The 23,707-nt window shown below is 65.8% G+C and carries 25 protein-coding genes and 2 pseudogenes; 16 read left to right on the top strand and 11 right to left on the bottom strand.

Annotation, left to right across the window (positions count from 1 at the left end; genetic code table 11):
* Positions 1-226 (top strand): annotated as a pseudogene (locus AC1RU4_RS22870) (hypothetical protein); the annotation flags it as partial.
* Between the two features lie 604 nt (positions 227-830).
* Here AC1RU4_RS22870 and AC1RU4_RS22865 read toward each other — a convergent pair.
* The 4 genes from AC1RU4_RS22865 to AC1RU4_RS22850 all read right to left on the bottom strand — a co-directional run bounded on the left by AC1RU4_RS22865 (position 831) and on the right by AC1RU4_RS22850 (position 3,087).
* On the bottom strand, positions 831-1,004 hold the full coding sequence (locus AC1RU4_RS22865; protein ID WP_492893543.1) for a hypothetical protein: 174 nt from the start codon (positions 1,002-1,004) through the stop codon (positions 831-833).
* Positions 1,005-1,017: 13 nt separating this feature from the next.
* On the bottom strand, positions 1,018-1,242 hold the full coding sequence (locus AC1RU4_RS22860) for a tautomerase family protein (RefSeq protein ID WP_492893541.1): 225 nt from the start codon (positions 1,240-1,242) through the stop codon (positions 1,018-1,020).
* A 77-nt stretch (positions 1,243-1,319) separates the two neighbouring features.
* Positions 1,320-1,904 carry a dioxygenase family protein gene (locus AC1RU4_RS22855; RefSeq protein WP_492893551.1) on the bottom strand — a complete coding sequence of 195 codons (585 nt, stop codon included), beginning with the start codon at positions 1,902-1,904 and terminating at the stop codon, positions 1,320-1,322.
* A gap of 244 nt (positions 1,905-2,148) precedes the next feature.
* Positions 2,149-3,087: a LysR family transcriptional regulator gene (locus tag AC1RU4_RS22850; protein WP_492893539.1), complete on the bottom strand. Its 939-nt coding sequence runs from the start codon at positions 3,085-3,087 to the stop codon at positions 2,149-2,151.
* Between the two features lie 174 nt (positions 3,088-3,261).
* Here AC1RU4_RS22850 and AC1RU4_RS22845 point away from each other — a divergent pair, with 174 nt between their 5' ends.
* The 7 genes and pseudogenes from AC1RU4_RS22845 (at position 3,262) to AC1RU4_RS22815 (ending at position 7,758) form a co-directional block, all read left to right on the top strand.
* Positions 3,262-3,750, top strand: coding sequence for an ester cyclase (locus tag AC1RU4_RS22845; protein WP_492893537.1), 489 nt, complete (start codon positions 3,262-3,264; stop codon positions 3,748-3,750).
* Complete coding sequence (locus tag AC1RU4_RS22840; protein ID WP_492893535.1) at positions 3,750-4,262, top strand: DoxX family protein; 513 nt, start codon at positions 3,750-3,752, stop codon at positions 4,260-4,262. Before AC1RU4_RS22845 ends, AC1RU4_RS22840 begins: the two co-directional genes overlap by 1 nt.
* A 13-nt stretch (positions 4,263-4,275) precedes the next feature.
* A pseudogene (locus AC1RU4_RS22835) lies at positions 4,276-4,446 on the top strand (hypothetical protein); the annotation flags it as partial.
* Between the two features lie 73 nt (positions 4,447-4,519).
* The gene (locus AC1RU4_RS22830) at positions 4,520-4,657 is read left to right on the top strand and encodes a c-type cytochrome (RefSeq protein ID WP_492893553.1); all 138 of its coding nucleotides are present in this window, start codon (positions 4,520-4,522) and stop codon (positions 4,655-4,657) included.
* A 47-nt stretch (positions 4,658-4,704) separates the two neighbouring features.
* Positions 4,705-5,157, top strand: a complete 453-nt coding sequence (locus tag AC1RU4_RS22825; RefSeq protein ID WP_492893533.1) for a (2Fe-2S)-binding protein — start codon at positions 4,705-4,707, stop codon at positions 5,155-5,157.
* A gap of 3 nt (positions 5,158-5,160) precedes the next feature.
* Entirely contained in the window at positions 5,161-7,371 is a 2,211-nt protein-coding gene (locus AC1RU4_RS22820) for a xanthine dehydrogenase family protein molybdopterin-binding subunit (RefSeq protein WP_492893531.1), read from the top strand.
* 12 nt (positions 7,372-7,383) lie between these two features.
* The gene (locus AC1RU4_RS22815; RefSeq protein ID WP_492893529.1) at positions 7,384-7,758 is read left to right on the top strand and encodes a hypothetical protein; all 375 of its coding nucleotides are present in this window, start codon (positions 7,384-7,386) and stop codon (positions 7,756-7,758) included.
* Positions 7,759-8,082: 324 nt separating this feature from the next.
* On the opposite strand, the gene AC1RU4_RS22810 is transcribed toward AC1RU4_RS22815, so the two are convergent.
* From AC1RU4_RS22810 to AC1RU4_RS22780, 7 genes are read right to left on the bottom strand one after another with little or no spacing between them, the layout of a single operon-like run.
* Positions 8,083-8,682 (bottom strand): GAF domain-containing protein, encoded by a 600-nt coding sequence (locus tag AC1RU4_RS22810; RefSeq protein WP_492893527.1) that lies wholly within the window; start codon positions 8,680-8,682, stop codon positions 8,083-8,085.
* Between the two features lie 17 nt (positions 8,683-8,699).
* Complete coding sequence (locus tag AC1RU4_RS22805; protein WP_492893525.1) at positions 8,700-10,199, bottom strand: amidohydrolase family protein; 1,500 nt, start codon at positions 10,197-10,199, stop codon at positions 8,700-8,702.
* The gene (locus AC1RU4_RS22800; protein WP_492893523.1) at positions 10,196-11,266 is read right to left on the bottom strand and encodes an ABC transporter ATP-binding protein; all 1,071 of its coding nucleotides are present in this window, start codon (positions 11,264-11,266) and stop codon (positions 10,196-10,198) included. The genes AC1RU4_RS22805 and AC1RU4_RS22800 overlap by 4 nt, the downstream gene beginning before the upstream one ends.
* The gene (locus AC1RU4_RS22795; protein WP_492893521.1) at positions 11,263-12,258 is read right to left on the bottom strand and encodes an ABC transporter ATP-binding protein; all 996 of its coding nucleotides are present in this window, start codon (positions 12,256-12,258) and stop codon (positions 11,263-11,265) included. Before AC1RU4_RS22795 ends, AC1RU4_RS22800 begins: the two co-directional genes overlap by 4 nt.
* Positions 12,255-13,205 (bottom strand): ABC transporter permease, encoded by a 951-nt coding sequence (locus tag AC1RU4_RS22790; protein ID WP_492893519.1) that lies wholly within the window; start codon positions 13,203-13,205, stop codon positions 12,255-12,257. The genes AC1RU4_RS22795 and AC1RU4_RS22790 overlap by 4 nt, the downstream gene beginning before the upstream one ends.
* Complete coding sequence (locus AC1RU4_RS22785; RefSeq protein ID WP_492893517.1) at positions 13,202-14,185, bottom strand: ABC transporter permease; 984 nt, start codon at positions 14,183-14,185, stop codon at positions 13,202-13,204. The genes AC1RU4_RS22790 and AC1RU4_RS22785 overlap by 4 nt, the downstream gene beginning before the upstream one ends.
* Positions 14,186-14,206: 21 nt before the next feature.
* A complete protein-coding gene (locus tag AC1RU4_RS22780; RefSeq protein ID WP_492893515.1) occupies positions 14,207-15,802 on the bottom strand; it encodes an ABC transporter substrate-binding protein in 1,596 nt (531 codons plus the stop codon).
* A gap of 300 nt (positions 15,803-16,102) precedes the next feature.
* On the opposite strand from AC1RU4_RS22780, the gene AC1RU4_RS22775 reads away from it, so the two are divergent.
* The 8 genes from AC1RU4_RS22775 to AC1RU4_RS22740 all read left to right on the top strand — a co-directional run bounded on the left by AC1RU4_RS22775 (position 16,103) and on the right by AC1RU4_RS22740 (position 23,699).
* Positions 16,103-16,873, top strand: coding sequence for a maleate cis-trans isomerase family protein (locus tag AC1RU4_RS22775; protein ID WP_492893513.1), 771 nt, complete (start codon positions 16,103-16,105; stop codon positions 16,871-16,873).
* A gap of 4 nt (positions 16,874-16,877) precedes the next feature.
* Positions 16,878-17,573, top strand: a complete 696-nt coding sequence (locus AC1RU4_RS22770) for a GntR family transcriptional regulator (protein ID WP_492893511.1) — start codon at positions 16,878-16,880, stop codon at positions 17,571-17,573.
* Positions 17,574-17,833: 260 nt separating this feature from the next.
* Positions 17,834-18,931 carry an extracellular solute-binding protein gene (locus tag AC1RU4_RS22765; protein WP_492893509.1) on the top strand — a complete coding sequence of 366 codons (1,098 nt, stop codon included), beginning with the start codon at positions 17,834-17,836 and terminating at the stop codon, positions 18,929-18,931.
* Positions 18,932-18,939: 8 nt separating this feature from the next.
* Entirely contained in the window at positions 18,940-19,812 is an 873-nt protein-coding gene (locus AC1RU4_RS22760) for an ABC transporter permease (protein WP_492893507.1), read from the top strand.
* On the top strand, positions 19,809-20,633 hold the full coding sequence (locus AC1RU4_RS22755; RefSeq protein ID WP_492893505.1) for an ABC transporter permease: 825 nt from the start codon (positions 19,809-19,811) through the stop codon (positions 20,631-20,633). The genes AC1RU4_RS22760 and AC1RU4_RS22755 overlap by 4 nt, the downstream gene beginning before the upstream one ends.
* A gap of 2 nt (positions 20,634-20,635) precedes the next feature.
* Positions 20,636-21,727 carry an ABC transporter ATP-binding protein gene (locus tag AC1RU4_RS22750; RefSeq protein WP_492893503.1) on the top strand — a complete coding sequence of 364 codons (1,092 nt, stop codon included), beginning with the start codon at positions 20,636-20,638 and terminating at the stop codon, positions 21,725-21,727.
* On the top strand, positions 21,724-23,226 hold the full coding sequence (locus AC1RU4_RS22745; RefSeq protein WP_492893501.1) for an amidohydrolase family protein: 1,503 nt from the start codon (positions 21,724-21,726) through the stop codon (positions 23,224-23,226). The genes AC1RU4_RS22750 and AC1RU4_RS22745 overlap by 4 nt, the downstream gene beginning before the upstream one ends.
* The gene (locus AC1RU4_RS22740) at positions 23,223-23,699 is read left to right on the top strand and encodes a GAF domain-containing protein (RefSeq protein ID WP_492893499.1); all 477 of its coding nucleotides are present in this window, start codon (positions 23,223-23,225) and stop codon (positions 23,697-23,699) included. Before AC1RU4_RS22745 ends, AC1RU4_RS22740 begins: the two co-directional genes overlap by 4 nt.
* Positions 23,700-23,707 lie beyond the last annotated feature (8 nt).

Genomic DNA, 23,707 nt, shown 5'->3' with positions numbered 1-23,707 from the left:
GGCCGAGCCGGCGACCGACTTCCTCATCGTGCTGGAGCGCATCGCCGATGCCGAAGCCGCGCGGGCGCAGGACCTCAGGACGGTCATCGCCGCCGCCCGGCCGCTGGTCGCGTCGCTGACCCCGGAGCAGAAGCGCCGGGTGCCCGGCTTCCTCGGCATGACCGACCGCGCCGGCAAGCCGCAGCCCACCCTGGAACTCTGGATCTTCGAGGACGAGCAGGAATAGGTGCGGGCCTGACGCGCAGCCATCCCCACCGGCCGGCGGCATCCATGCCGCCGGCCTTCATGATGGGACCTGCACGTGTAATTTCCCTCGGGTTTGAGGGAGTGGGTCAGGCAAGCAGATCGGAACACCCCACTTTCCAGCTGCGGTTCCGGTTCAACGAAAAAACTGGAGATAGAAGAAATAATTAAGTACACTTAGAGGCACGAATTCCGATTGTACGGGCCCCCAAGAAGGCCATCATCTGATGACATTGTTCAGATACACAAAGAAACGCGACTGAAACAACTTGTAACACTGCTTGTATCTGAGGTGCGGTAAGGTGTGCGTGGCCTGATGAGAGCGCAACCTCATCGGGTTTGGCTGGGACGCCGTACCTAAACTCCGGCGTCCCAGTCACCGCCTCGGCGATCATCCAGAGCCGCGCCTCGCGCTCGGTGAAGGGCTTCGGCACGAACACCGGATGCTTGGACACGTCGCAATCGACGGCGATGAATCCGCGTATGGTCATGGGAAGCTCTCGCCTATTTGCGACGGTCGGACGATCATGAGACCGTCCGGCAAGGTCACGGCGAGATATGCGGGCCGGAACTGATCCTGGATCATGTCAGCCAACTTCTTCGACGTTCTGGCGGACCTGGATGCCCCCGGCGGCGAGGTTGCGGAAGGAGCAGCCGACGAGCTCGATATAGCCCTGCGAGGGGTTCTCGCCGGCATAGGTGGTGGAGTCGGTCTGGTGTGCCCGTCGCACAGGCGGCGTGGGATCCGCTTGCCTTGTCATCGAGTGCAACCCGTCAGCCCGGATTCTGCTTCTGCATTTCCCGCATCTTGGCGATGGTGAAGGTCTCGTCAGCGCGGCCCCAACCGCCATCGACGACCTCATCGACAAGAACCATGGTGTAGGGACGAACGCTCTCGCCGAAATATTCGACGAACATGGCGGTCGTCTTGTGGATGATCTCTTCCTTCTGCTTCTCGTCCAGCGTTCCCTGCGGAAACTTGAAATTAGCAAAGGGCATGGATGGCACTCTCCTACCTCCATCAGTTGCTCGATTTGACAGCGGCCAGGCTTCGCGGCGGTTACTTGCCACTCTCCTCACAGGATGAAGTCGAAACGTCCGAGCCGGCCGTCGCTGGTATTGCTGATCTCCATCAGCAGACTGTCGTCGAAGATCGGATCGCGGGCATTCCTCGGTTCATCCGGGAAGAAGATTTGGGTCGTGAGGACACTTCCGCCGGGGCGCTGTACCTTGAAGTGGAAGTGGCGCGTGCGTCCGGGATAGAGCGCCGGCACGATGGTGTTGAACCACCAGCGCCCGCGTTCATCGGAGAACTGGTGCCCTCTCAGCCGGAAGCCGATCCGGTCATAGACGCCGCTCTCATCCGCGTGCCAGATCTCGACAAGACTCCCCGGCAGCGGACGGCAGCGGTCGTCGACGACATAGCCGGCGACGGTGATGCGCTCGCCTCCCGGCGATTCCGGAAACAGGTCGTGCCTGAGGGGCGCGTTTGGCTTGAAGAAGGGGCCGGCTTCCCGCTCGAGCGTCGGTTCGTCGTCGTCATGACAGGCACGGGTCAGCGGCAGAGCCGGCAACGCTTGGCCGATGGCACCCGCGCTGCACATCTGAAATAGCGGAGCGGCGAGGAACGCCGAGAGAAGCGACCGTCTTGTCGTATTCATCACATGCTCCTCCGGGTTGCGGTGCAGTCGGTTTCTCCGGGATGCACCCGATCCGCCCCCGCCTCCGGACCCGGTCAGCCAAGCAGCAGGATACCGCGGATAGCGGGATAAATTGCCCAGCCACGTCCATCGCGAGAAGCCGGTTGCGCCTGGATGAGCCGTGCGCCTCAGCTTAACAATCCACCTTCAATTCGACAGAATGTGGTTGCGGTGCGCGAGAAGCTGCACGCGAACCCGGCCCTATTTACGGCTGGGCATCCCGGTGTCTCACCACCGGTCGTCCGCGATCCGCGATCCGACAGCTGGCAACAAAATCGAGAAATGCGCGCATCGCCGAGGGCATCTGCCGGCGGCTGGGATAATACAGATGCCATTCAGGGATGCGCGGGCACCACTCGTCGAGCACCTGAACGACCTCCCCGGCATCGAGGAACGGCCGCGCGTAATCTTCGAGCACCCGCCCGAGGCCGACCCCATCACGGACGCCGCGCGTCACCTGGTGGGCATCGTTCACCGTCAGCCGACCTTCCGGCGTGATGGCAACGACGCGTCCTTCCTTCTCGAAGCGCCAGAGGAACAGCGTCCCGCCGGGAAAGCGCTGGCGGATGCAGTTGTGGTTGAGCAGATCGTCGGGCTCTTCGGGCGTGCCGTTCCGGCGCAGATAATCCGGCGCGCCGATCACGATATAGCGCAGCGGCGGTCCCAGCGGGATGGCGATCATGTCCCGCGCCAGCTCCTCGCCGAAGCGCACGCCGGCATCGAAGCCGCCGTCGACGATGTCGATCTTCGCGGCGTCGCTGATGAGTTCCAGCGCAATATCGGGGTATTCGTCGAGAAAGGCCCTGGCGAGCGGCGCGAGGATGAACTCGATCGCGGGAGAAGGGGCATTGATGCGCACGGTGCCGGCGGGCTTGCGCCGGTAGTCGTTGACGTCGTCGACCGCTTCCGCAACCTCGCGCAAGGCGACGCGCAGGCGGCGCAGGAGCTGCTCGCCCGCTTCGGTCGGCGCCACGCTGCGGGTCGTGCGGTTCAACAGCCTGACGCCGAGCCTTTCCTCGAGATTGCGGATGGTCTGGCTCAGGGCCGACGCCGAGACGCCGCGTTCCGTCGCCGCCCGTCGGAAGCTCCGAGCGTCGGCAACGGCGGCAAACACCTCCAGCTCGGCAAGATTGGCGCGCCTCATTGTTAACCTGACCTAATCATCTCGATAAGAAAGAAGCATATTATCGAACAATCGCACCCGTTCCATCATCAATCCGAATTCTTGCTGGAACTGGATGCAATGACCCCTCCGCCTGTCCGTCGTGACGCGCTCCCTACGCCACTCCCCGGATCCGCACGACGTATCCGGGGCGGCATGTTCGCCTGGGCTCTTGCCGGCCTGAGCGTGCTGGCTCCCCTCGGCGCGCATGCCGAAGAGACTTTGACGCCGGACCGGGCAAGAGCGTTCGTCGCCCCATTCTATGAGGTGCTGACGGCGCGTTCGGCGGAAGCGGTCTCCGAACGGCTGCTCTCGGTGACCACGCCGGCCTGGACGTCCTGCGCGACGAACGAGACATGCGAGCCACGCGATGCCGTGATCGCCCGCTGGTCGCGCCGCATCGCCGTGGTTCCCGACATGCGCTGGGACTTCAAGGAGATACTGGTCGCCGGCGACCGGATCATCGTGCGCGGCGAAGGGACGGGAACGCCCGGCGGCACCTTCCTCGGGGTGCCACGCTCCGGCCGCAGCTTCCGCGTTCTCGCCATCGACATCCATGTCGTGGAAGCCGGGAAGATCGTCCGCACCCATCATGTGGAGGACTGGGCCGGGGCCGCGCGCCAGCTTCGCGGAGAGGGTTTGTGATGACCGAAATCGAGCTCGCCTCGGGTCACGCGCCAGCTTCATCCGCGGTGGATGATGGAGGGCAGCGGCCACAGCACCTGATCCTGCCCTTCCTCGGCCCTCTCTACAGGCGTGCCCAGCCCGTGGCCTATGCGGCCCTGCGCTGCGCGTTCGGCATCGTCGTGCTCACGCATGGCATACCGAAGCTGACGCCTTCCAGCGGTGCCCTGGCGAGCACCACCAACATGATCGCGAACATGCTGCAGCTGCCGTTCGCCCCGCCGCTCGCGTTTTTCGTCGCGCTGTTCGAAACATTCGGCGGCATCGCCATTGCGATCGGTGCCGTCACGCGGCCGCTGGCGGCGATGCTGGCCGTGCAGATGGTCTTCATCGCCGTGGCGATCGGCCCGACTTGGGCCTGGACCCAACGTGGCATCGAATATCCCGTCCTGCTCGCATTCGTCGCCCTGCCCCTCGCTTTCGGCGGCTCCGGCGCCTTGTCGGTCGATCGCAGGATCGGGAAAGAGCTTTGATGAAGGCCCCACGATGACAATGGCATCGACAAGCGCGCGGGTGTTCCTGCCCGTGCTGACGCTACTTGCCTCTTCCGCGTTCACCGACGCCGGCGCACAGGACCTTCAGGGCGAGCGCCTGTTCCGGCAGCGTTGCGCGAGCTGCCACACGCTCCAGCAGGGCCAGAACCGCGTCGGCCCCTCTCTTTCCGGCGTCGTCGGCCGCCCGGCCGGGCAGGTCGAGGACGCCCGCTATTCCGTGGCGCTGCGCGGGCGAGGTGACCTGGGACGAGGCCGCCCTCGATCGTTTCCTGGCCAATCCACGGCAGTTCGCGCCGGGCACGACCATGACGGTGACCGTGCCGAACGCAAGCGAACGCCAGGCACTCATCGCCTTTCTGAAGGCCAATCCATGAGGCGACCGTCCAGTGGCGCCCCGAACGCATATCCCGAGGAATGATCAATGGCCGGCCTGACCATCAATGGACGTACCGTCGACATCGACGCCGACCCGCAGACGCCCCTGCTTTGGGTCCTGAGGGAGCATCTCGGCCTTACGGGCACCAAGTTCGGATGCGGTGCGGGGGTCTGCGGGGCCTGCACGGTTCATCTCGACGGTGAAGCCACCTTCGCGTGCCAGACACCGCTGGAGGCTGCGGTCGGCCACACCGTGACCACGATCGAAGGCCTGTCGCCGACCGGCGAGCATGCGCTGCAGCGCGCCTGGATCACCGAACAGGTGCCGCAATGCGGCTACTGCCAGTCCGGCCAGATCATGCGGGCGGCAGCGCTGCTCAGCGCCAATCCCCAGCCGACCCGCGAGGAGATCGTCGACGAGATGTCCACCAATCTATGCCGGTGCGGCACCTATCCGCGCATCGTGAAGGCCATTGCGCGCGCCGCGCAGGAGGGTTGAGCCATGAACATCGCCGTCAATGTTTCGCGCCGCGCCTTTCTCGGCGGCACGGGCGCGCTGAGCTTCGCCATCCTGGCGGGCGGCGCGCTCGGGGTCTTTCGCGACGAGGCACAGGCGCAAGCCGCCGGTGCAACGACGGTCAATGCCTGGGTGAGCATCGCGCCGAATGACGAGGTCACGATCCGCTTTGCTTCCACCGAGATGGGACAGGGGATCATGACATCGCTGCCGATGATCCTCGCCGAGGAGCTCGACGCGGATTGGCCCAAGGTGCGCGTCGCGCAGGTCGACCAGGGCGATCCGGCGATCTACGGCAACCCGAACACCGGCCGCATCCTGTTCACCGCCGGCAGTTCCTCGATCGAAGGCTATTTCGACATCATGCGGCGTGCCGGAGCCGGCGCGCGGCGGATCCTCGTCCATTCGGCCGCCGCCGCGTGGAGCGTGCCGCCGGCGGACGTGACGACCGAGCCGGGCGCGGTCGTGCATCGCGCGAGCGGCCGGCGCCTCAGCTACGGACAGGTCGCCGGCCTGCCCCGGCTCGTCACCGACGTGCCGGAGATCGCCGATGCCGACCTGAAACCGCGCTCGGCCTATCGTCTGATCGGCACGGATCCCGGCCGCCGCGACATCCCCGGCAAGACGCGCGGCGAGACGACCTATTCGATCGACGTCCGTCTCCCCGGCATGGGCTATGCCGCCTTGCTGCATGCGCCGGTGGAGGGCGAGACGCCGGCCAAGGTCACCGACGGCGCCGCACGGGCCGTGCCCGGCGTGATCGCCATCGTACCGCTGCGCAACGCGGTGGCAGTGGTCGCGGAGCGTTGGGAGACGGCGCTCCAGGCCCGGGACCTTCTCGACGTGGAATGGACGACGACGTCGCCTTTCCGCACCGCCGACAGCGCGGCCGATCTCGCAGCCGAGATCGCGATCGCCCACGACCCCGCCCGGACGGGCACCGCCTGGGAAACCCGTGGCGACGTGGCCACCGCGCTCGCCGCGCCCGGCCGGCATATCGTCGAGGCGGAATACACCACCGAGCATGTCTACCACGCGCAGATGGAGCCGCTCGCCGCCGTCGCCGCCGTGGATCCCGACGGCAAGGGCGCCGAGGTGTGGCTCGGCACCCAGAGCCAGACCCTTTCCATCGCGGCGGCCGCCCAGACGCTGGAGACGACGCCCGACCGCATCCGCTTCCACGCCATGCAGATGGGCGGCGGCTTCGGGCGCCGCACCTTCTTCGCCCGCGACATCCTGCACGACGCGCTGTTGCTGTCCCGCGCCGTCAAGCGGCCGGTGAAGCTGATGTGGACGCGCGAGGACGACGTGAAGAACGGCTGGCTGCGTCCGGCAACGGTCCACACGTTTCAGGCAGCGCTTGACGGTCAGGGGCAGGTCGTCGCCCTGCGCCACCGCGTGACAAGCCCCTCCATCCTCGCCTTCGCCGCCCCGCAGCGCTGGGAGCGCGCCAACAACCGCGACATTCTGGTGATGGAGGGAACGGAAAGCCGCGACTACGCCATTCCCGACTTCCTTGCCGAACATGTCATCACGGAACGACGGGCGCGGGTTTCCGCCTGGCGCGGCATCGGCTGGGGGCCGAACTGCTTCGCGCGCGAGGGCTTCATCGACGAGCTTGCCGAGGCCTCCGGCGATGATCCGGTCGCCTTCCGCCGTCGCCTGCTCGCCCGGAGCCCGCGCGGGCTTTCGGTGCTCGACGCGGTGGTGGCGATGTCGGATTTCGGCAGGCCGCCGGAAGGCCGCACGCACGGGCTCTCCTTCGCCGGCTACAAGACCACGCTCGGCGCCGGCGTGGCGGAGATCTCGCTCGACCGTTCCTCCGGCCAGATCCGCGTGCACCGCTTCTGGGCGGCGGTCGATCCGGGGATCGCGATCCACCCGAAGAACCTCGAGGCGCAGACCGAGGGCGGCGTCATCTTCGGTCTCTCCGGCCTGCTCAAGGAGCGCGTCAGCATCGCGCGGGGGGAGATCGAGCAGAACAATTTCTACGACTACGAGCCGATCCGGCTCAACGAGATCCCGGAGATTTCCGTGCGCATCGTCGAATCCGGCGCGGCGCCGTCAGGGGCCGGCGAAATCGGCGTGCCGATGACCGGAGCGGCTGTCGCCAACGCGTTCTTCGCCCTGACCGGCAAGCGGATCCGCGACATGCCGTTCACGCCGGAGCGCGTGCGCGCGCTGATCGCAGGCTAGGCCGAACTGTCGATGATGGAGGGAGATACGATGGTTCCAGACAGCTTCACGCTGCATCGGCAGAAGCCGGACCGCGCGCCGGACTATATCACCAACCGGATCGCAGCGGCCCCCGATTTCGGCTCGCATTTTGTGGCATGCCTCGTGGTCGGGCTCGCCATGTTCGGCATCGCCTCAATGGCCGAGGCGATCTGCGCCTACAATACGTCGATCGCCTCGGCGTCGCTGGAGCCTGCGCCGGAAGTCACGCCGATCGCCGGCTACTCTCGCCAGATGGCTGACATCTCCGAGCTTTCCATCGATATGGCGAGCATGGTGCCCAGCGGCTTTGGCAAGCCGGTCCCCTGCGCGACCCTCGCGAGTCTCTCGATGCCCGAGGCGCTCTGACGCTCGGCTCGACCGCAGGAGGCCCCGGCCAGTTCGCGCGGTGTGTCGCCGCCCTGCAGATGGACACTTCGCGCGCCGTGTGAGGGGTTATCCGGACGATATTCGGCCTACCGCTCCATAGCGGCATGGAACGCGTCCATCGCGGACGGCGTCAATCTGCCGAGAGGGATGGTTGGCCGTCCTGCCACCGCGCCGTCGACAACCACGGTGCCAGCTATTGAACACCACGCGCGTCGCCCGATGGTTCCTCCAATCGACAGGGCAACGCGCGGCAGCCATGCCCGGCTCGAAAGCTGGGCGAAGATTGCATCTCGCCGCCTCACGCTAGCCGGCCCATTCACCCAGGGATTCTGCGACGTCGCGGACAAGGCCGGGGCCACCCAGCCCCATCCATACGCCAGCGGCGAGCGCCGCAGCCAGTTTCTGCACCCGCATGTCGGTTTCGTCGAACATGTAGCGGGCCTGGGCGGCGGTGTTGAACATGCCGATCACCTCGCCCCTCCACATTACAGGGACATAGACTGAGCAGCCCACGCGGCCGGAGCTCAGTATCTGGCGGAAGATGGCGTCTTCGTCGGTATTCGGGACGACGGCCGCCTGCCTGGTCTGAACCGTGTGGCCGGGCCGGCTGTCGGTGACGCTGATGCGGGCAAAGCGCTGCGTGGCGGGAAAGCCGTTATCGGCAAACAGGATCATGTGATCGCGGCTGGGCGCGATGAAGAAAATCCCCGAGACGACGAACTGCGTTTCGCCCGGCTTCAGCGAGCCGGGGCGCATTGCGGCGTCGGGATCGCCCAGCAACGCGCGCGTTGCGCGGGTGAAATGACGCACGCCGTCTTCGGCATCGGCTTCGCGCCATGCCGCCTCGTTGGCGTCATGGAGTGCCGCGATTGCGCGGGCGTGAAAGTCGGCGGGTCGTGTCATGGGAGCCTCGCAAATGATCAGTGGCTGAAGCGGGCGGGATAGGTGTCGGCCGCGATGTCCATGCACTGGCAGCGGCGAAAGATCCGCTCGTAATGCGGCGATATCCGCTCGACATCGACCTCCGAGGCGGAGAGCTGAGGCTCGATGCGGGCGTGGGCTTCCTGGATCTCCCCGATGATCGCGGCCTCATCGATGCGTGTCAGCTTGCCGTCGCGCTCAATCACTTCGCCATCCACCATCACCAGATCCACCTCGGCGCGGCCGGCGGCATAGACCAGCTGGTTCACCGCATTGTTAAGCGGCGCGAAGGGGATGGCGTCCAGGCGGTAGCCGACCAGATCGGCGATGCGCCCGACCTCGACCGCACCGAGCTCCTCGCTCCGGCCAAGCGCGCGGGCGCCGCCCATGGTTGCCGCGTAGAGCGCTTCGCTCGCGCCGACCCAGCCGGCATGCTCGCCGCGCAGCTTCTGAAGCAGCGCGGTGAGATAGAGCGCGTTCTGCATGTCGGTGCCCTCGATGGAGCCGCAGCCGTCCGTGCCCATGCTGACATTCACGCCGGCGTCGAGCAGCGCGCGGATCGGCGCCAGCCCGGAGCCGACCTTGAGGTTGGAGGGCGGGTTGTGCTGGATCGTCACGCCGGTGCGGGCGAGGATGTCGATCTCGCGCGGGTTCAGCCAGATGCCGTGAATGAACGCGGTCTTCGGCTTCATGAAGCCGATGCGGTCGAGATACTCGACCATGGTGGAGCCATAGAATATCTGGCCCGTCACCACCTGCATCCGGGTTTCCTGCACGTGGATCATCAATGGCAGGTCGAAATCGTCGGCCATGCGCCGGACGTCGAGCAGGAACTCTTCCGTGCAACGCTGGGGCGCCGAGGGCGCGGCCATATAGGCGACGCGATGCTGTGACGGGTGCCGGCTGCGCGCGAGCCCCCGCGCAAAATCCAGCAGTTCGGCACCGGTATACATGCGGGTGCCGTCGAGCTCCGCAAGGAGCGCGGGCGGGAACTCCTCGTCGACGAACGGCACGGCACGGAAGAACGGCCTGTCGAACAGCGTGATGCCGACATTGGCGCGGATGCCGATGTCCTCATAGGCCTGGAACACCTGTTCGACATGCTCGGGGCGGATGCGGGGGCTCTGGTTGGTGTCGTCGCAGAGGGTGGTGGTGCCGCTGCGCACCGCCTCGATCGCCCCGATCATGGTGCGCAGATAGACCTCGCGCGGCGTGAGCTCTATGGGCTTGAGCGGACGCACATAATTCATCCAGAGCTCGAGCGGCAGATTGTCCTTGCGTCCCTTGTAGAAGCCCTCATGGCTGTGGTGATGGCCGTTGATGAGCCCGGCCGCGACCAGCATCCGCTCGCCGGCGATCACCTCACCCTCAGGCACCCGGATGCCATGAGGCCGGATGTCGGCAATGAGCCGACCCTCGATCTCGATGTCCACGAGCCCCTCCGAGGGATGGGCCGCCTCGCCGATGAGAGCCAGGCAGCCGACAATGGTTTTCTTCACGCGGCATCTCCGGTGCTGGTCAGACAATCGCGCAGGTTCGGTGCAGACGGCGGAAGTCGCGCTTCTTCGACCGCGTGGCAGGCGACCCAGGTTTTTCCAACCGGGATCGGCGAGGGGATTTCGCGGGCACACCGCGCGTTCGCGAACGGGCAGCGTGGATGGAAGGCGCAGCCGGAGGGCGGGGATAGCGGGCTCGGCACCTCACCGGAAAGCCGGGGCCGCGCACCGGCGGACCCCTGCGCGCGCGGAGCATGAGGATCCGGCACGGTGTTGAGCAGCAGGCGCGTATAGGGGTGCTGCGGAGTATCGAGGATCTGCGCCGCCTCCCCGCGCTCCACCAGCCTGCCGAGATACATCACGCCGATGCTGTCGGCCATGTGGGCAACGACGGCGAGGTTGTGGGAGATCAGCAGATAGGACAGCCCGCGTTCGCGCTGCAGCTTGCGCATCAGATTGAGGATCTGCGCCTGCACGGAAACATCGAGCGCGGAGGTCGGCTCGTCGCAGACGATGAAAGCCGGGTTCGAGGCCAGCGCGCGGGCGATGGAGATGCGCTGGCGCTGTCCGCCGGAGAACTGATGCGGGAATTTGCGTGCGTCGCTCGGCGCGAGGCCGACGGTAACGAGCAATTCCTCGATCCGACGATCCAGCTCTTGGCCGCGCTTCAGCAACCCGTGCGTGACGATCGGTTCGGCAACGATGCGCCCGACCCGCCAGCGCGGGTTGAGGCTGGCATACGGATCCTGGAAGATCATCTGCAGATTGCGGCGATACGGCATGGAGGCATGCCGGGTACGGAAACCGGCGACATCGATGCCCATGAACGACACGCTGCCCCCGGTCGGGCGCTGCACTCCGGCGATGGTGCGGGCGATCGTCGATTTCCCGCAGCCGGATTCACCCACCAGCGCGAATGTCGTCCCCCTCTCGATCTCGAAATCGACCTCCTCGACCGCGTGAACGGTGCGCCGGCCGCTGCGCGTGAGCAGGCGGGACAGCAAAGGCCGCGATGCGTCGAAGCGCACGGTGAGACGGTCCACCGACAGGATGGTGCCGGGCGCGCTCACGGCCGGCCCTCCGGCAGCGCGGCCGCAGCGCTATCGACCAGCCAGCAGGCCGCGAGCGAGGCACCCGCGACGAAGCCGGGCGGGCGTTCCGTCCGGCAACGCTCCAGCGCCTGCGGGCAGCGAGGGTGAAAGGCACAGCCCGCCACCGGCGCATCCGACCGTGGCATCGCCCCCGGAATCTGCAACAACTCGTCATCCCGCCGCCGCCGCATGGTGGGGATCGAGGCCATCAAACCCCGGCTATAGGGATGGGCGGCGGCCCGCAGCAGGTCGGCGGTGGGGCCGATCTCGACCAGGCGGCCGGCATACATCACCGCGACCCGGTCGGCGGTCTCGGCGATGACGCCCATGTCGTGCGTCACCAGCATCACCGCCGTGCCACGCTCGCGGCACATGCGCTTGAGCAGGTCGAGAACCTGCGCCTGGATCGACACGTCGAGCGCTGTGGTCGGCTCGTCCGCGATGATGAGGCGCGGCTCGCACGAGAACGCCAGCGCGAGCACGATCCGCTGGCGCATGCCGCCCGAGAGTTCGTGGGGATAGCAGTCCAGCCGCTCGCGCGGTGCCGGGATTCCCACTTCCGCGAGCAGGAGCTGGGCGCGCTCGACGGCCTGTGCCCGCGAGATCGGCAGGTGGGTCAGCATCGTCTCGACAAGCTGCCGGCCTATCGTCATCAAGGGATCGAGGCTGGTCAGCGGGTCCTGGAACACGGCAGCGATCTGGCGGCCGCGCAACGCCCGCATCTTCTCGCCGCGCAGATCGTCGATGCGCGCACCGGCGAAGATTATGCGCCCGCCGGCCATGTAGGCGGGACGCTCGAGCAGACCGAGAATCGCCGTGCCGGTCACCGATTTTCCCGCGCCGGATTCGCCGACCACGCCGAGAATCTCACCCTCGGCAATGGAGAACGACACGTCGTCGACGGCCACCAGCGCGCGGGCGCGGGAGGCAATCTCGACCCGCAAGTTCTGAACGTCGAGCAGCGCGCTCATGAGGCAAGCTTCGGGTTGAGCGCGTCGCGCAGCCAGTCACCGAAGAGGTTCACCGAGAGCGACAGCACGACAAGCAGGATCCCCGGGCAGGCACTGATCCACCAGTCGCCGGAGAAGATGAACTCGTTGCCGATCCGGATCAGCGAGCCGAGCGAGGGCTGGGTCGAGGGGATGCCGACGCCGAGGAAGGACAGCGTCGCCTCGGTGAGTATCGCGAGCGCCAGATTGATCGTCGCGATGACCAGCACCGGCCCGACCACATTGGGAAGGATGTGCGAGAGGAGAATGCGCGGCGTGCTGACGCCCGTGACTTTGGCAGCAAGGACATATTCCCGACCGCGCTCCACCAGCACGAGGCTTCGCACCGTGCGGGCATATTGCACCCAGAACGACGCCGCGATGGCCGCGATCAGGATGGGAATGGCGAGTTGCTCATGGGTGGCGCGATCGAGCACGGTGCGGGTGATGCCGTCGATCAGCAGCGCGATCAAGATGGCGGGGAAGCTCAGCTGCACGTCGGCGATGCGCATGATCAACGCATCGATCATGCCGCCGAAATAACCCGCGAGAAGGCCGAGCAGCACGCCGGCCACCGCCGCCAGTGCCACGCTGGAGAGGCCGACGATCAGCGAGGTTCGCAGGCCGTAGATCATGGCGGACAGCATGTCGCGGCCCTGCGGATCCGTACCGAGCAGGTAAAAGTCGCCATAGATGCCGACGCTGCCCGGCGGCAGCCGCGCATCGATGACGTTCGCGCTTGCCGGGTCGAACGCGTCGAACGGCGCGAACACATCGGCGCCGAGCGCGGCAGCGACCAGGAGGAGCGTGACCAGCGCGGAAAGCATGGCGAGCGGCGAGCGCCGGAAGCGATATGCCAGATCGCCGTCCCACCAGACCGCCCGCACCCCGGCCCAGCGGGCACCAATCCCCTGTCCAGCAGCACTCATGTCGCGCCTCGCCCCATGCCGGCGGCCCGCACGCGGGGATCGATGGAGGCGTAGAGGATATCGACCGCGAGATTGATGACCGCGAAGCACAAGGCGATCAGCACCAGATAGGCGGCGAGCAGAGGCACGTCGGCGAACTGGATCGCCTGAATAACGAGAAGGCCGAGGCCGGGCCACTGGAACACGGTCTCGACGATGATCGAGAAGGCGAAGACATTGCCGAATTGCAGCCCGACGATCGTCACCACCGGCACCAGCGTGTTGCGCAAGGCGTGGCCGTATTCGATCGTGCGCGGCCGGAGACCGCGCGCCCGAGCGAAGCGGATGAAATCCGAGCGCATGATTTCCAGCATCTCCGCCCGCGCCAGGCGCATGATCAACGTGAGCTGGAAGACGCCGAGGGTCACGCTGGGCAGCACCAGCGCCTTCAGGCCGCTCCAGGTGAGAAGCCCGGTGGTCCAGCCGCCGACCGACACCACTTGGCCGCGACCGAACGAGGGCAGCCAGCCCAGCCACACCGAGAACACCAGAATGAGCACGATGCCGATCAGGAAGGTGGGCAGCGCCACGCCGATCAGCGAGGCGGCGAGCAGGAACTGCGCCATCCAGCTCCCGCGATGAAGCGCGGTCCAGACCCCGAGCGGGATGCCCACAACGGTGGCGAGGATCATCGCCACCAACGAGAGCTCAAGCGTCGCGGGAAAGCGCTCCACCAGGAGCTGGGAGACCGGCTGGCCAAATCTGTAGGAGATGCCGAAATCGCCGTGCAGGGCACTCCCTAGGAAGCGGCCGAATTGCACGATGACGGGATCGTCGAGGCCGAGAGCGGTACGGATCGCCTCGCGATCCGCCAGGCTCGCCGCCTGTCCCACCATGTTGTTCACGGGATCTCCGACATAGCGGAACAGCGCGAAGCTCACGAAGGCCGCCACAAGCAGGACGAGAATGGTCTGCCCAAGTCTGTTCAGCAGAAAGCTCATGGCGCGCCCTCGCGATCCGGTTCAGTCGAGCGTCACCCATTTCAGCTCGAGGCTGTCGTCCGAGCGCAGCACGACATTGACGCCCTTGCGCACGCCCCAGGCGAGACCGGCCTGGTGCAGTGGGATGTGGCCGTAATCCTCCTTGTCGAGCGTCATGGCCTCGAAGATGAGGGCCGAGCGCTTGGCGGGATCGATCTCGGTCTCGATCTGCGTGGTCAGCGCGTCGATCTTGGGGTTGGAGTAATTGCCGACATTGTAGGTGCCGACCTTGTCCACCGGCGTGTTCATGACGTCCTGGAGCGTCGAGTGGGCGTCATAGCTCAGCGGCTGCCAGCCGAGCATGGCGAACGAGGTGTCGCGCGCCAGCACCTTCTCGAAGAACTTGGTCCGGGTCTGGGCGTTCAGCGTGACCTTGAGGCCGACGCGCGCCAGCATGCCGACGATGGCCTGGCAGATGCGTTCATCGTTCACATAGCGGTCGTTCGAGCAATCCATGCCGAAGGAGAAGCCATTGGGGTAGCCGGCCTCCGCCAGCAGCTTCCTGGAGGCATCGGGATCGTAGGCGAAGCGCTCGTCGAGCTTGGGGTCGTAGCCATTGATGCCCGGCGCGATCATCGTGCCGGCAATGCGTGAGGTGCCGCCCATGACCCGTTCCCGAATGGCCGTCATGTCGATGGCCTGATAGACCGCCTTGCGCACGCGCAGGTCCTTGAACGGGTTCTTGCCCTTCACGTCCGAGGCGATCAGTTCGTCGCGCTTCTGGTCCATGTTCAAGAACATGGTCCTGAGTTCGGCGCCCTTGAGCACGGTGTTGGTGCCGCTGGCGTCGATGCGCGCGGCGTCCTGCTGAGGCACCGGGTAGATCATGTCGACCTCGCCGGACAGAAGCGCGGCGACCCGCGTGGTATCCGCCTGGATCGGCGTGAACACGACCTGGTCGACATTCGACTGCTTCTCGCCCCACCAATTGGCGTTCGGCACGAGGACGGTGCGCACGCCCGCCTGCCGGGCGGAGATGGCGAAGGGGCCGGTGCCATTGGCATTGTTGGAGGCGAAATTCTCCACCTTGGCCTTCACGCTGGCGGGCGAGATGGCGCCGTTCTTCTCGGCCCAGGCCTTGCTCATCATGTAGGTCGAGGTGATCTGCACCGGCAGGATCGGGTTCGGCTTGGCCATCACCAGATCGACCGTGAAGTCGTCGACCTTGCGGATCTCCGTGACCGAGGCGACCGTGTAGGCCATGTCGGAGCCGTCTTTCTTCACGCGCTGCAGCGAGAAGACGACGTCGTCGGCGGTAAAGGGGGACCCGTCTGCGAACTTGACGCCCTGACGCAGGTGAAACCGCCAGACATTCGGTTCGGGCTGCTCCCATTTGGTGGCGAGCGCCGGCACCAGCTCAAGCTTCTTGCCCCGGCCGACCAGCGGCTCATAGACCTGCCCGAGCCAGGACAGCGTGAACGTCTCGGCCAGCGCGTGCGGGTCGAGCGATGCCGGATCGACGCGGTAGGCGTAGCGGAAGGTCTTCATGTCAGTGGGCGCCGGCGCCTGGGCGACGCTCGGCGAAGCCGCGACCAGCAGGACGGAAAGCACGGTTGTCAGCAAGGCCGGGATGCGCATGGCGGAGCTCCATAGCAATTTTGAATTCATTATCGCCTGATCGTGCACCAATTAAGTATTTACTTAAACGACAAATTCTAGGCATCCCGCGCCACCCAACCAGCCCGTTTTGCCGAAAGCCGCGCCAAGCACCGCTCGATTGCTGTGCATAAACCGTATATGAAATCACGCTCGGGTCGCCATCCCGACACGGCTCCGGCGTGAGAAACCACTTGCGCCACCCTCTCGGGCGGTGGCAATTAGGAAGGGGGGAGGCTGCCGTTTCGAGGTGGAATTCCTTTAGCAAAGAGTTATTTTTGCATGCAAAATGATATCCCAGCCAAGCGCCTTATCGGCATGCTGACCCCCTCCTCGAACACGGTGCTGGAGCCCTACACCAGCGCCCTGCTGCAGCCGCTGTTTCCCTCGGTGACGGCGCATTTCGCCCGGTTCAGGGTCACGCGCATCGCGCTCGACGACGATGCCAATGAGCAGTTCCGGCTGGAGCCGATATTGTCGGCGGCCGAACTCCTCGCCGACGCGCGGCCCGATATCATCGCGTGGAACGGCACGGCGGCGAGCTGGCTCGGCTTCGATACCGATGAGCGTCTGTGCCGGGCGATCGAGGATCGCACGGGGGTTGCCGCCACCAGCGCCATCCTCAGCCTGAACCGGCTGCTGAAGGAGCGCGGCATGGAGCGCATCGCGCTGGTCTCGCCCTACACCGGCGATGTCGAGGACCGCATTGCGCAGAATTATGCCGCCATCGGCATCTCGACCGTCGCCCGGCGCCACAGCGGGCTGTCGGACAATTTCTCCTTTGCCGAGGTCTCCGAGCGCGAGATCGAGACGATGTGCGAGGATGTGGCGGCGGCGCGGCCGCAGGCGATCATCATCATCTGCACCAATATGCGCGGCGCGCTCGTCGGCGCGGAGATAGAGCGGCGACTGGGCATTCCGGTGTTCGATTCCGTCTCCTTCACGCTCTGGGGATGCCTGCGGGCGATGGACATGCCGATGGCCGCCCTTGGACGCTTCGGTTCGATGTTCTCCGGCACGATCGCAGCGCCGCCGGCCACAGCGGAGGCCTGAACCTATGCAGACCGACGCCGACGACGCCGTACTCATCGAATCCGGCGGTTTCGAAAACGGCCCGCTGCATGGCCAGATCGTCGGGAAACTGCGCACCCTGCTCCTGAACGGCGAGCTATCCAGCGGCGCGCGCATCCCGGAGGCGGATCTCTGCCGACGCTTCCAGGTGTCGCGGACGCCGCTGCGCGAGGCGCTGAAGGTGCTCGCGACGGAAGGCTTCATCGAGCTGCGGCCAAACCGCGGCTCGGTCGTTGCGCCGATCGACCCGGTCGAGATCGGCCATGTCTTCGAGCTGAAGGGCGGCATCGAGCAGCAGATCGGGCTTCTTGCCGCCGTGCGGGCAACGGTGGAGGACCGGGCCAATCTCGAGCGCGTGCATGCCGCGCTGGGCGCTCTCGAAACGCGCGAACATCCTGCCGCCTACACCGCACTCAACCAGGAATTCCACCACGGCCTGGCCAGCGCGACCAGGAACCCGCTGCTGCTGCAGACCTACGACAATCTCCAGAAGCGGATTCTGCGGCTGAGGTTGGTGGTGAACGAGAATCCGGCACGGCTCGATGCGTCCTTCGTCGAGCATGAGGGGATCATGGTCGCCTTTCGCGCCGGAGCCCGGCTCGACCTCGCCGAACGGCTCGTCGAACACAACCGCCTGACCGGCGAGGCGGCGCTGAAGGCGCTGCTGGAAACCAGCCACTAGATCCAGCGCAGCCTGCACCGGCGCTGGGCGATTATTGAGCAGAGACGCCCCGAAACTGATCGCCCTGCGCCCCAATTGCAAGTTATATCATTTAATATCAATTCTTTATAGAAATTGATCGTGGCGAATTTATCGCCTTTACGCCGGCAGTTCGCCGCCACACACTAATTAAATAAATACTTGATTAAATAGAAATCCAGCGGCTTGCAGGCCGCGGATTCCGCACCGTCGCAACGCAGGCAGATGCAAGGAAAGCTGGCATGTCGTCGATGACCCGCAGAACATTCACGCGTGCCGCGCTGGCGGGTTCCGGCCTCGCCGCCACCGGCCTGCTCGCTCCCGGCCTCATCACCCCGGCGCGCGCCGCCGACCGGCTGCTGGTGGTGCAATGGGGCGCGCAGTGGATCGACGTGTCCAAGCAGATCCTCGCCAAGTACCAGGAAACCCACGACACGCAGGTCGCCTGGGAACTGCACTCCGGCGGCGCCGCCGCCGTCGTCGCCAAGATCAAGGCGACCTGGCCCAACACGCAATACAATGTGCTCTCGGTCTGGGATCCGGTGTTCCGCGCGATGATCGCCGAGGACTGGCTGCTGCCGGTGGACGAGAGCATCGTCACCAACCTTGCCACCATCCCGGACCAGTTCATCCAGAAAAACGCCAAGGGCCAGAAGATGAGCATCCCGCTCAGCACGGCCGGTGCCTTCTGGGGCTATCGCGAGGACCTGCTGCCGGGCGGCTTCGATTCCATCGAGGACCTGCTGCGGCCGGAGTTCAAGGGCAAGCTCTGCGTACCCTACCCGATCAACCTCACCGGCCTGTTCATCGTCAGCTGCGCCATCCAGCGTGGCGGAACCGAGAAGAACGCCGAGGCGGGCTGGGACTTCGTCAAGGAACTCGCCGCCAAGGGACAGATCGGCGAAATCTGCACCAGCAATTCGGAATATATCAACGCCATGGCGACCGGACAATATTCGGTCGGCTTCTGGAACAACGGCGGCTGGTTCGCGACCGCCAAGAATTTTCCGGTCAAGATCAAGAACCGGATGCCCGACAACAAAGGCTTCCTCTACAATGAAGGCTTCTGCGTCCTGAAGGGGGCACCGGAGAAAGCGGCGTTCGAGTTCGCCAATTTCTTCGCCGAACCGAAGATGAACGAGCTGTACAACATGAATCTCGGCTCCGGCCCGACCCAGCCGAGCGCCAAGACGAACCCGATGCTCGACGGCTGGTACTACGCCCCCGACGAACTGGCGAAATACGCCTATTTCGCCGACTTCGCCTATCTCGGCAAAGTCATGAACGAGTGGAATACGCGCTGGGAAAAGGAAATCGTCCCGCTGGTTCGGCGCGGGTGAGACCCGCAATGGTGCTTACGGGGATGAAGCGTCCGAGCCTGACGGGATCGCTCTTGTGGCCGGCGCTGATCGTCATCCTGCCGCTGCTTCTGGGTCCGCTTGTCGTGCTGCTGCTCGAAAGCTTCAAGCCGCATGTCGCCGGTCGCCTCGGCGGCGACGACAATGCCGCGATGACGCTGGCGAACTATGCCGATCTCGCAGGCCCGGAATATGCGCGCTATTTCCTCGACACGTTCAGGATCGGGCTGATCAGCACCGTGCTGGCGCTCGTGCTCGGCTTCCCGATGGCGCACTTCATCGTCCGCCGGGCAGCACCAACCCTGCGCCGCGTGTTGATCGCCTCGCTGATCGGCACTCTGTTCCTCAGCCTCATCGTGCGCATCTATGCGATCGCGATGACCTTCGGCCCACTGGGACCCCTGGCCGGGTTCGGGCGCCTGCTCGGCACGCCGGCATCGAGCCCGGACGGCGCCGAGATGATGGTCGTGCTCGGCCTTCTCAACACCACGATGCCGCTGGTCGCCCTGACCCTGATCGGCACCATCCAGAACATCAATCCGAGGCTTGAAGATGCCGCCCTGTCGCTGGGCGCGCCGCAGTGGAAGACCTTCCTTCAGATCACGCTGGCGATGTGCCTGCCGGGCATCCTCTCGGCCGGCATCATCGGCTACGCCTTCTGCATCAGCAACCTCGTGGTGCCGATGCTGGTCGGCCGGGGCTTCATCCTGTTCGTCTCCAACCTGATCTATTTCCGGTTTTCGGAGATCGCGAATTTTCCCAGCGGCGCGGCGCTGTCCATCGTGATGATGGTGATCGCTCTCGGCATCTTCTACGGGCTGCTGCATCTGGTCCGCACGCAATGGCAGGACGTCGGCAAATGAACAAATGCCTCGGCGACGTCGCTTTCCAGATCGTCTACTTCACGCTGCTGACGCTCTTCATTGCGTTTTCCGCGATCCCGGTACTGGTCGCCGTGATCCTGTCCTTCGATGCGCGCAGCTTCGTCGGGCCATTTCCTCCAACCAGCTTCTCGCTGCGTTGGTACGAGAAATTCATCGCCGAGGACTATTATCATCAGGGCTTGGCGACGAGCCTGATCGTCGCGACGATTGCCACGCTTGTATCCACCGTCCTCGGCACGCTGGCTGCCGTCGGGCTCGACAGGGCGCGCTTTCGTGGCCGGGCCGCGCTGCAGGCCATGCTGCTCTCGCCGCTCGTCGTCCCCAACGTCGTTCTTGGGTTCGGCATCCTGATGTTCGCGAGCCGGCTCGGCATCATCGATGGCCTGCCACGGCTCATCATGGGCCATGTGCTCATCACCTTTCCCTATGTGATGCGGACCACGGCCGCCTCGCTCGTGGGCATTCGCGCCAGCTATTACGAAGCCGCGCTTAGCCTCGGCGCACGGCCATGGCGCGCCCTGCTGCACATCACGCTGCCGCTGGCACGTACCGGCATCGTCGCCGGCGCGATCTTCGGCTTCGTCACCTCGTTCGACGATGTCGGCATCAGCCTTTTCCTGTCGGATGCCTTCACCTTCACCCTGCCGGTGGCGATCCTCGCGCAGATGCGCGCCAATCTCGATCTGACCATCGCCGCGCTGTCGGTCATCTTCATCGTTGCGACGGTTCTCATCATCGTGCTGCTTGATCGGCTGGCCGGCCTCGATGCCGCCGTCGGACGCGGCGTTTACGGGCGCTGACCATGGCCGTTCTGGAACTTCAGCACATCACCAAGAGCTTCGGCGCCACCCAGGTGGTGAACGACGTGACGTTCGAGGTGAACAAGGGTGAGATCGTCGCCTTGCTCGGGCCCAGCGGCTGCGGCAAGACCACCACCCTGCGGATGATCGCCGGCTTCGAGCGGCCGGACGAGGGGCGCATCTTTATCGGCGGTGCCGACATGGAGCGTCGCCCGCCTTATGAGCGCAATGTCGGCCTGGTGTTCCAGGACTACGCGCTGTTTCCCCATATGAGCGTGGCGGAGAACATCGCGTTCGGCATGAAGAACCGGGGAACGCCGCGCGGCGAGATCAAGCCGCGCATCAAGACCATTCTCGAGCAGGTTCAGCTCGCCGGCATGGAGGCGCGCCGGCCAAGCGCCCTCAGCGGCGGGCAACAACAGCGGGTGGCGCTGGCGCGTGCGCTCGTCACCCGGCCGGACATCATGCTGCTCGACGAGCCGCTCTCCAACCTCGACGCCAAGCTGCGGCTCCAGCTTCGGCGCGAGATCCGCAGCATCCTGTCGTCCTTCGAGTGCACGTCCATCATCGTGACGCACGACCAGGAGGAGGCCATGGGCCTGGCGGACCGCATCGTGCTGATGAACAGGGGTCGCATCGAGCAGATCGACACGCCGCTGCGGCTGTACCAGAACCCGGCGACGCTGTTCGCCGCCGATTTCATCGGCCATGCCAACTGGATCGCCGGCACGCTGTCACGCGTCTCCGCGGATGCCGGGATGGTGGCGACGTCCGTGGGCGACATCGCGGTCCGGCTCGCCGGTCCGGCGATCAGCCATGCGGCGGATGGTGCCGTCACGCTGTGCATCCGGCCGGAGCGGCTGGCGGTTACCGACGCCGCGATCACGGAGGATGGCACCCGTCTGACGGCGAGGGTCGAGAACATCGACGCGGTCGGAGCGGATCTGCGCATCTGGGCACGGCTGAGCGACGGCACGCTGGTCCAGTCCCTGGAAAAGAACGTCGGACGCGCCATGCCGGCGCCGGGCAGCGAGATCATGCTCGGGTTCAACCTCGACGACTGCATCGTGCTGCCCGCCGGAGATGTTCGATGAGCGCTGGGCGGCGTCCACTCTCAATCAAGGGCGGCCTTGTCGCGCGCGCCTCGGACGGCGCGATCGGTCCCGCCGATATTCTGGTCATCGACGGCCGGATAGCCGAGGTCGGGCCGCCCGGCTCGCCGGTGCCGGAAGACGCCGAGCCTCTCGACGCCACGGACCGGCTCATCATTCCGGGACTGGTCAACGCGCATACCCATAGTCACCTCGCCATCGCCCGGGGCATCTCGCGCTCATGGACGCTGGAGCTTCATCTGCACAACGGCCCGTGGACCGGCGGCGGACAGCGGTTCGAGGACCGTTACCTGCTGGCACAGGCTTCCGCGGCGGAGATGCTGCTGAAGGGCTGCACCGCCTGCTACGATCTCGTGCTGGAACTGCCGGCGCCAACGCCGGAAGGCATGTACGCGACGGCCGCCGGCTTTTCCGACGCCGGCATGCGCGCCGTGGTGGCGCCGATGATGGCGGACCGCTCCTTCTGGCAGGCCATACCGGGACTTCGCGACGCACTGCCGTCCGAATTGCGCACAACGGTGGACGCCATCGTGACGGCACCGAGCGACACCTCGCTCAGCGCCTGCGACACCATGCTGGCGGAATGGCCGTTCGACCGCTCCGTCGTGCGTCCGGCTCTGGCGCCGACGATCCCGCTGCACTGTTCCGACGGCTTCTGGACCGGCTGCCGCGACCTCGCGGAAAAGCACGGCGCCGGCATCCACGCCCATCTCGCGGAATCGAAGATCCAGGCGATCGCGGGTATGGCGCGCTATGGCAGGAGCCTGACCGCCCATCTCGATGCGCTCGGCATTCTCGGGCGCCATTTCACCGCCGCGCACGGCATCTGGCTCGACGAGCGCGACATCGAGATACTGGCCCGGCGCGGTGCCTGCGTCGCGCACAATCCGTCGAGCAATTTCCGGCTGGGCAGCGGCATCGCGAACGTGCCCGCCATGCGCGCGGCCGGTATCGACGTCGGCATCGGCAGCGACGCCTGCAGCTGCTCGGACCACCAGAACCTGTTCGAGACGATGCGGCTCGCCTGCTACCTTTCGCGCACGGCCTCCTTCGATCCCGACGATTGGCTGACGCCGCGCGATGCGTTCGAGATGGCGACCCGCGGGAGCGCCCGTGCGCTCGGCATGCAGGACGTGATCGGCGACATCGCGCCGGGGCTGGCGGCGGATTTGGTGTTCCTCGACATCACGTCGGTGAACTTTACGCCTTTCAACGACCCGCTCTATCAACTCGTTTTTGCCGAAGAAGGCCGCAGCATCGACAAGGTGATGGTCGGCGGGCGCATCGTCGTCGAGGGCGGCCGGCTGACCACGCTCGACTATGCCGAGCTGCGTCGAAAGCTGAACCACCGCGCTCAGGAGATCTTCGCCGCGAACGCCCCGCGCAAGGCGGCCCTCGCCGCCCTGGAGCCGTTCGTGAAGCACTATTGCGTCGGCCTCGCCCAGGGCCGCATCGAACTGGCACAAGGAGCCCATCCATGAGCGAGGCGCCTCCCGCCATGGCCGCCGCGCTGGCCGACATTCTCGGCCGGTTGATGAGCGCGATGCGGGCGATGCGCTGCACCGTGCGCATCGACCATCCGGCATTGGGACTGAGCGTGAACACACCATGCATCGAAGTGCTCGCGCCCGGCGCGGCCTCCATGCTGCACAATGCCTCCATCGACCACCGCCGGGCGCGCAGCGTCCGCTGGATCGAGAGGAACCGCCGCCCCCTGCTGCAGGAGGATGTCTTCGCCGACCCGGACATGGCGCCGCCGCCCGCACTGGTGCGCGAATTCGGTACCCGCTCCCAGATGGTGGCACCGCTGATCGGCATGGACGACTACATGTTCGGCTGGGTGTCCGCACATTTCTCGGAAGGCCCCCGCCCCTTCACCCCGGCCGATATCGCCGCCATGGACGCGGCACGGCAGGCGACCTTGGCGGTCCCCGGCATGCCGGTGGGCATCTGAATGCCGGA

The organism is Ancylobacter sp. GW821-FHT10E12 (assembly GCF_058809335.1).
Note: the sequence above shows the minus strand (reverse complement) of the source record. Positions and strands in the feature narration are given on the sequence as shown.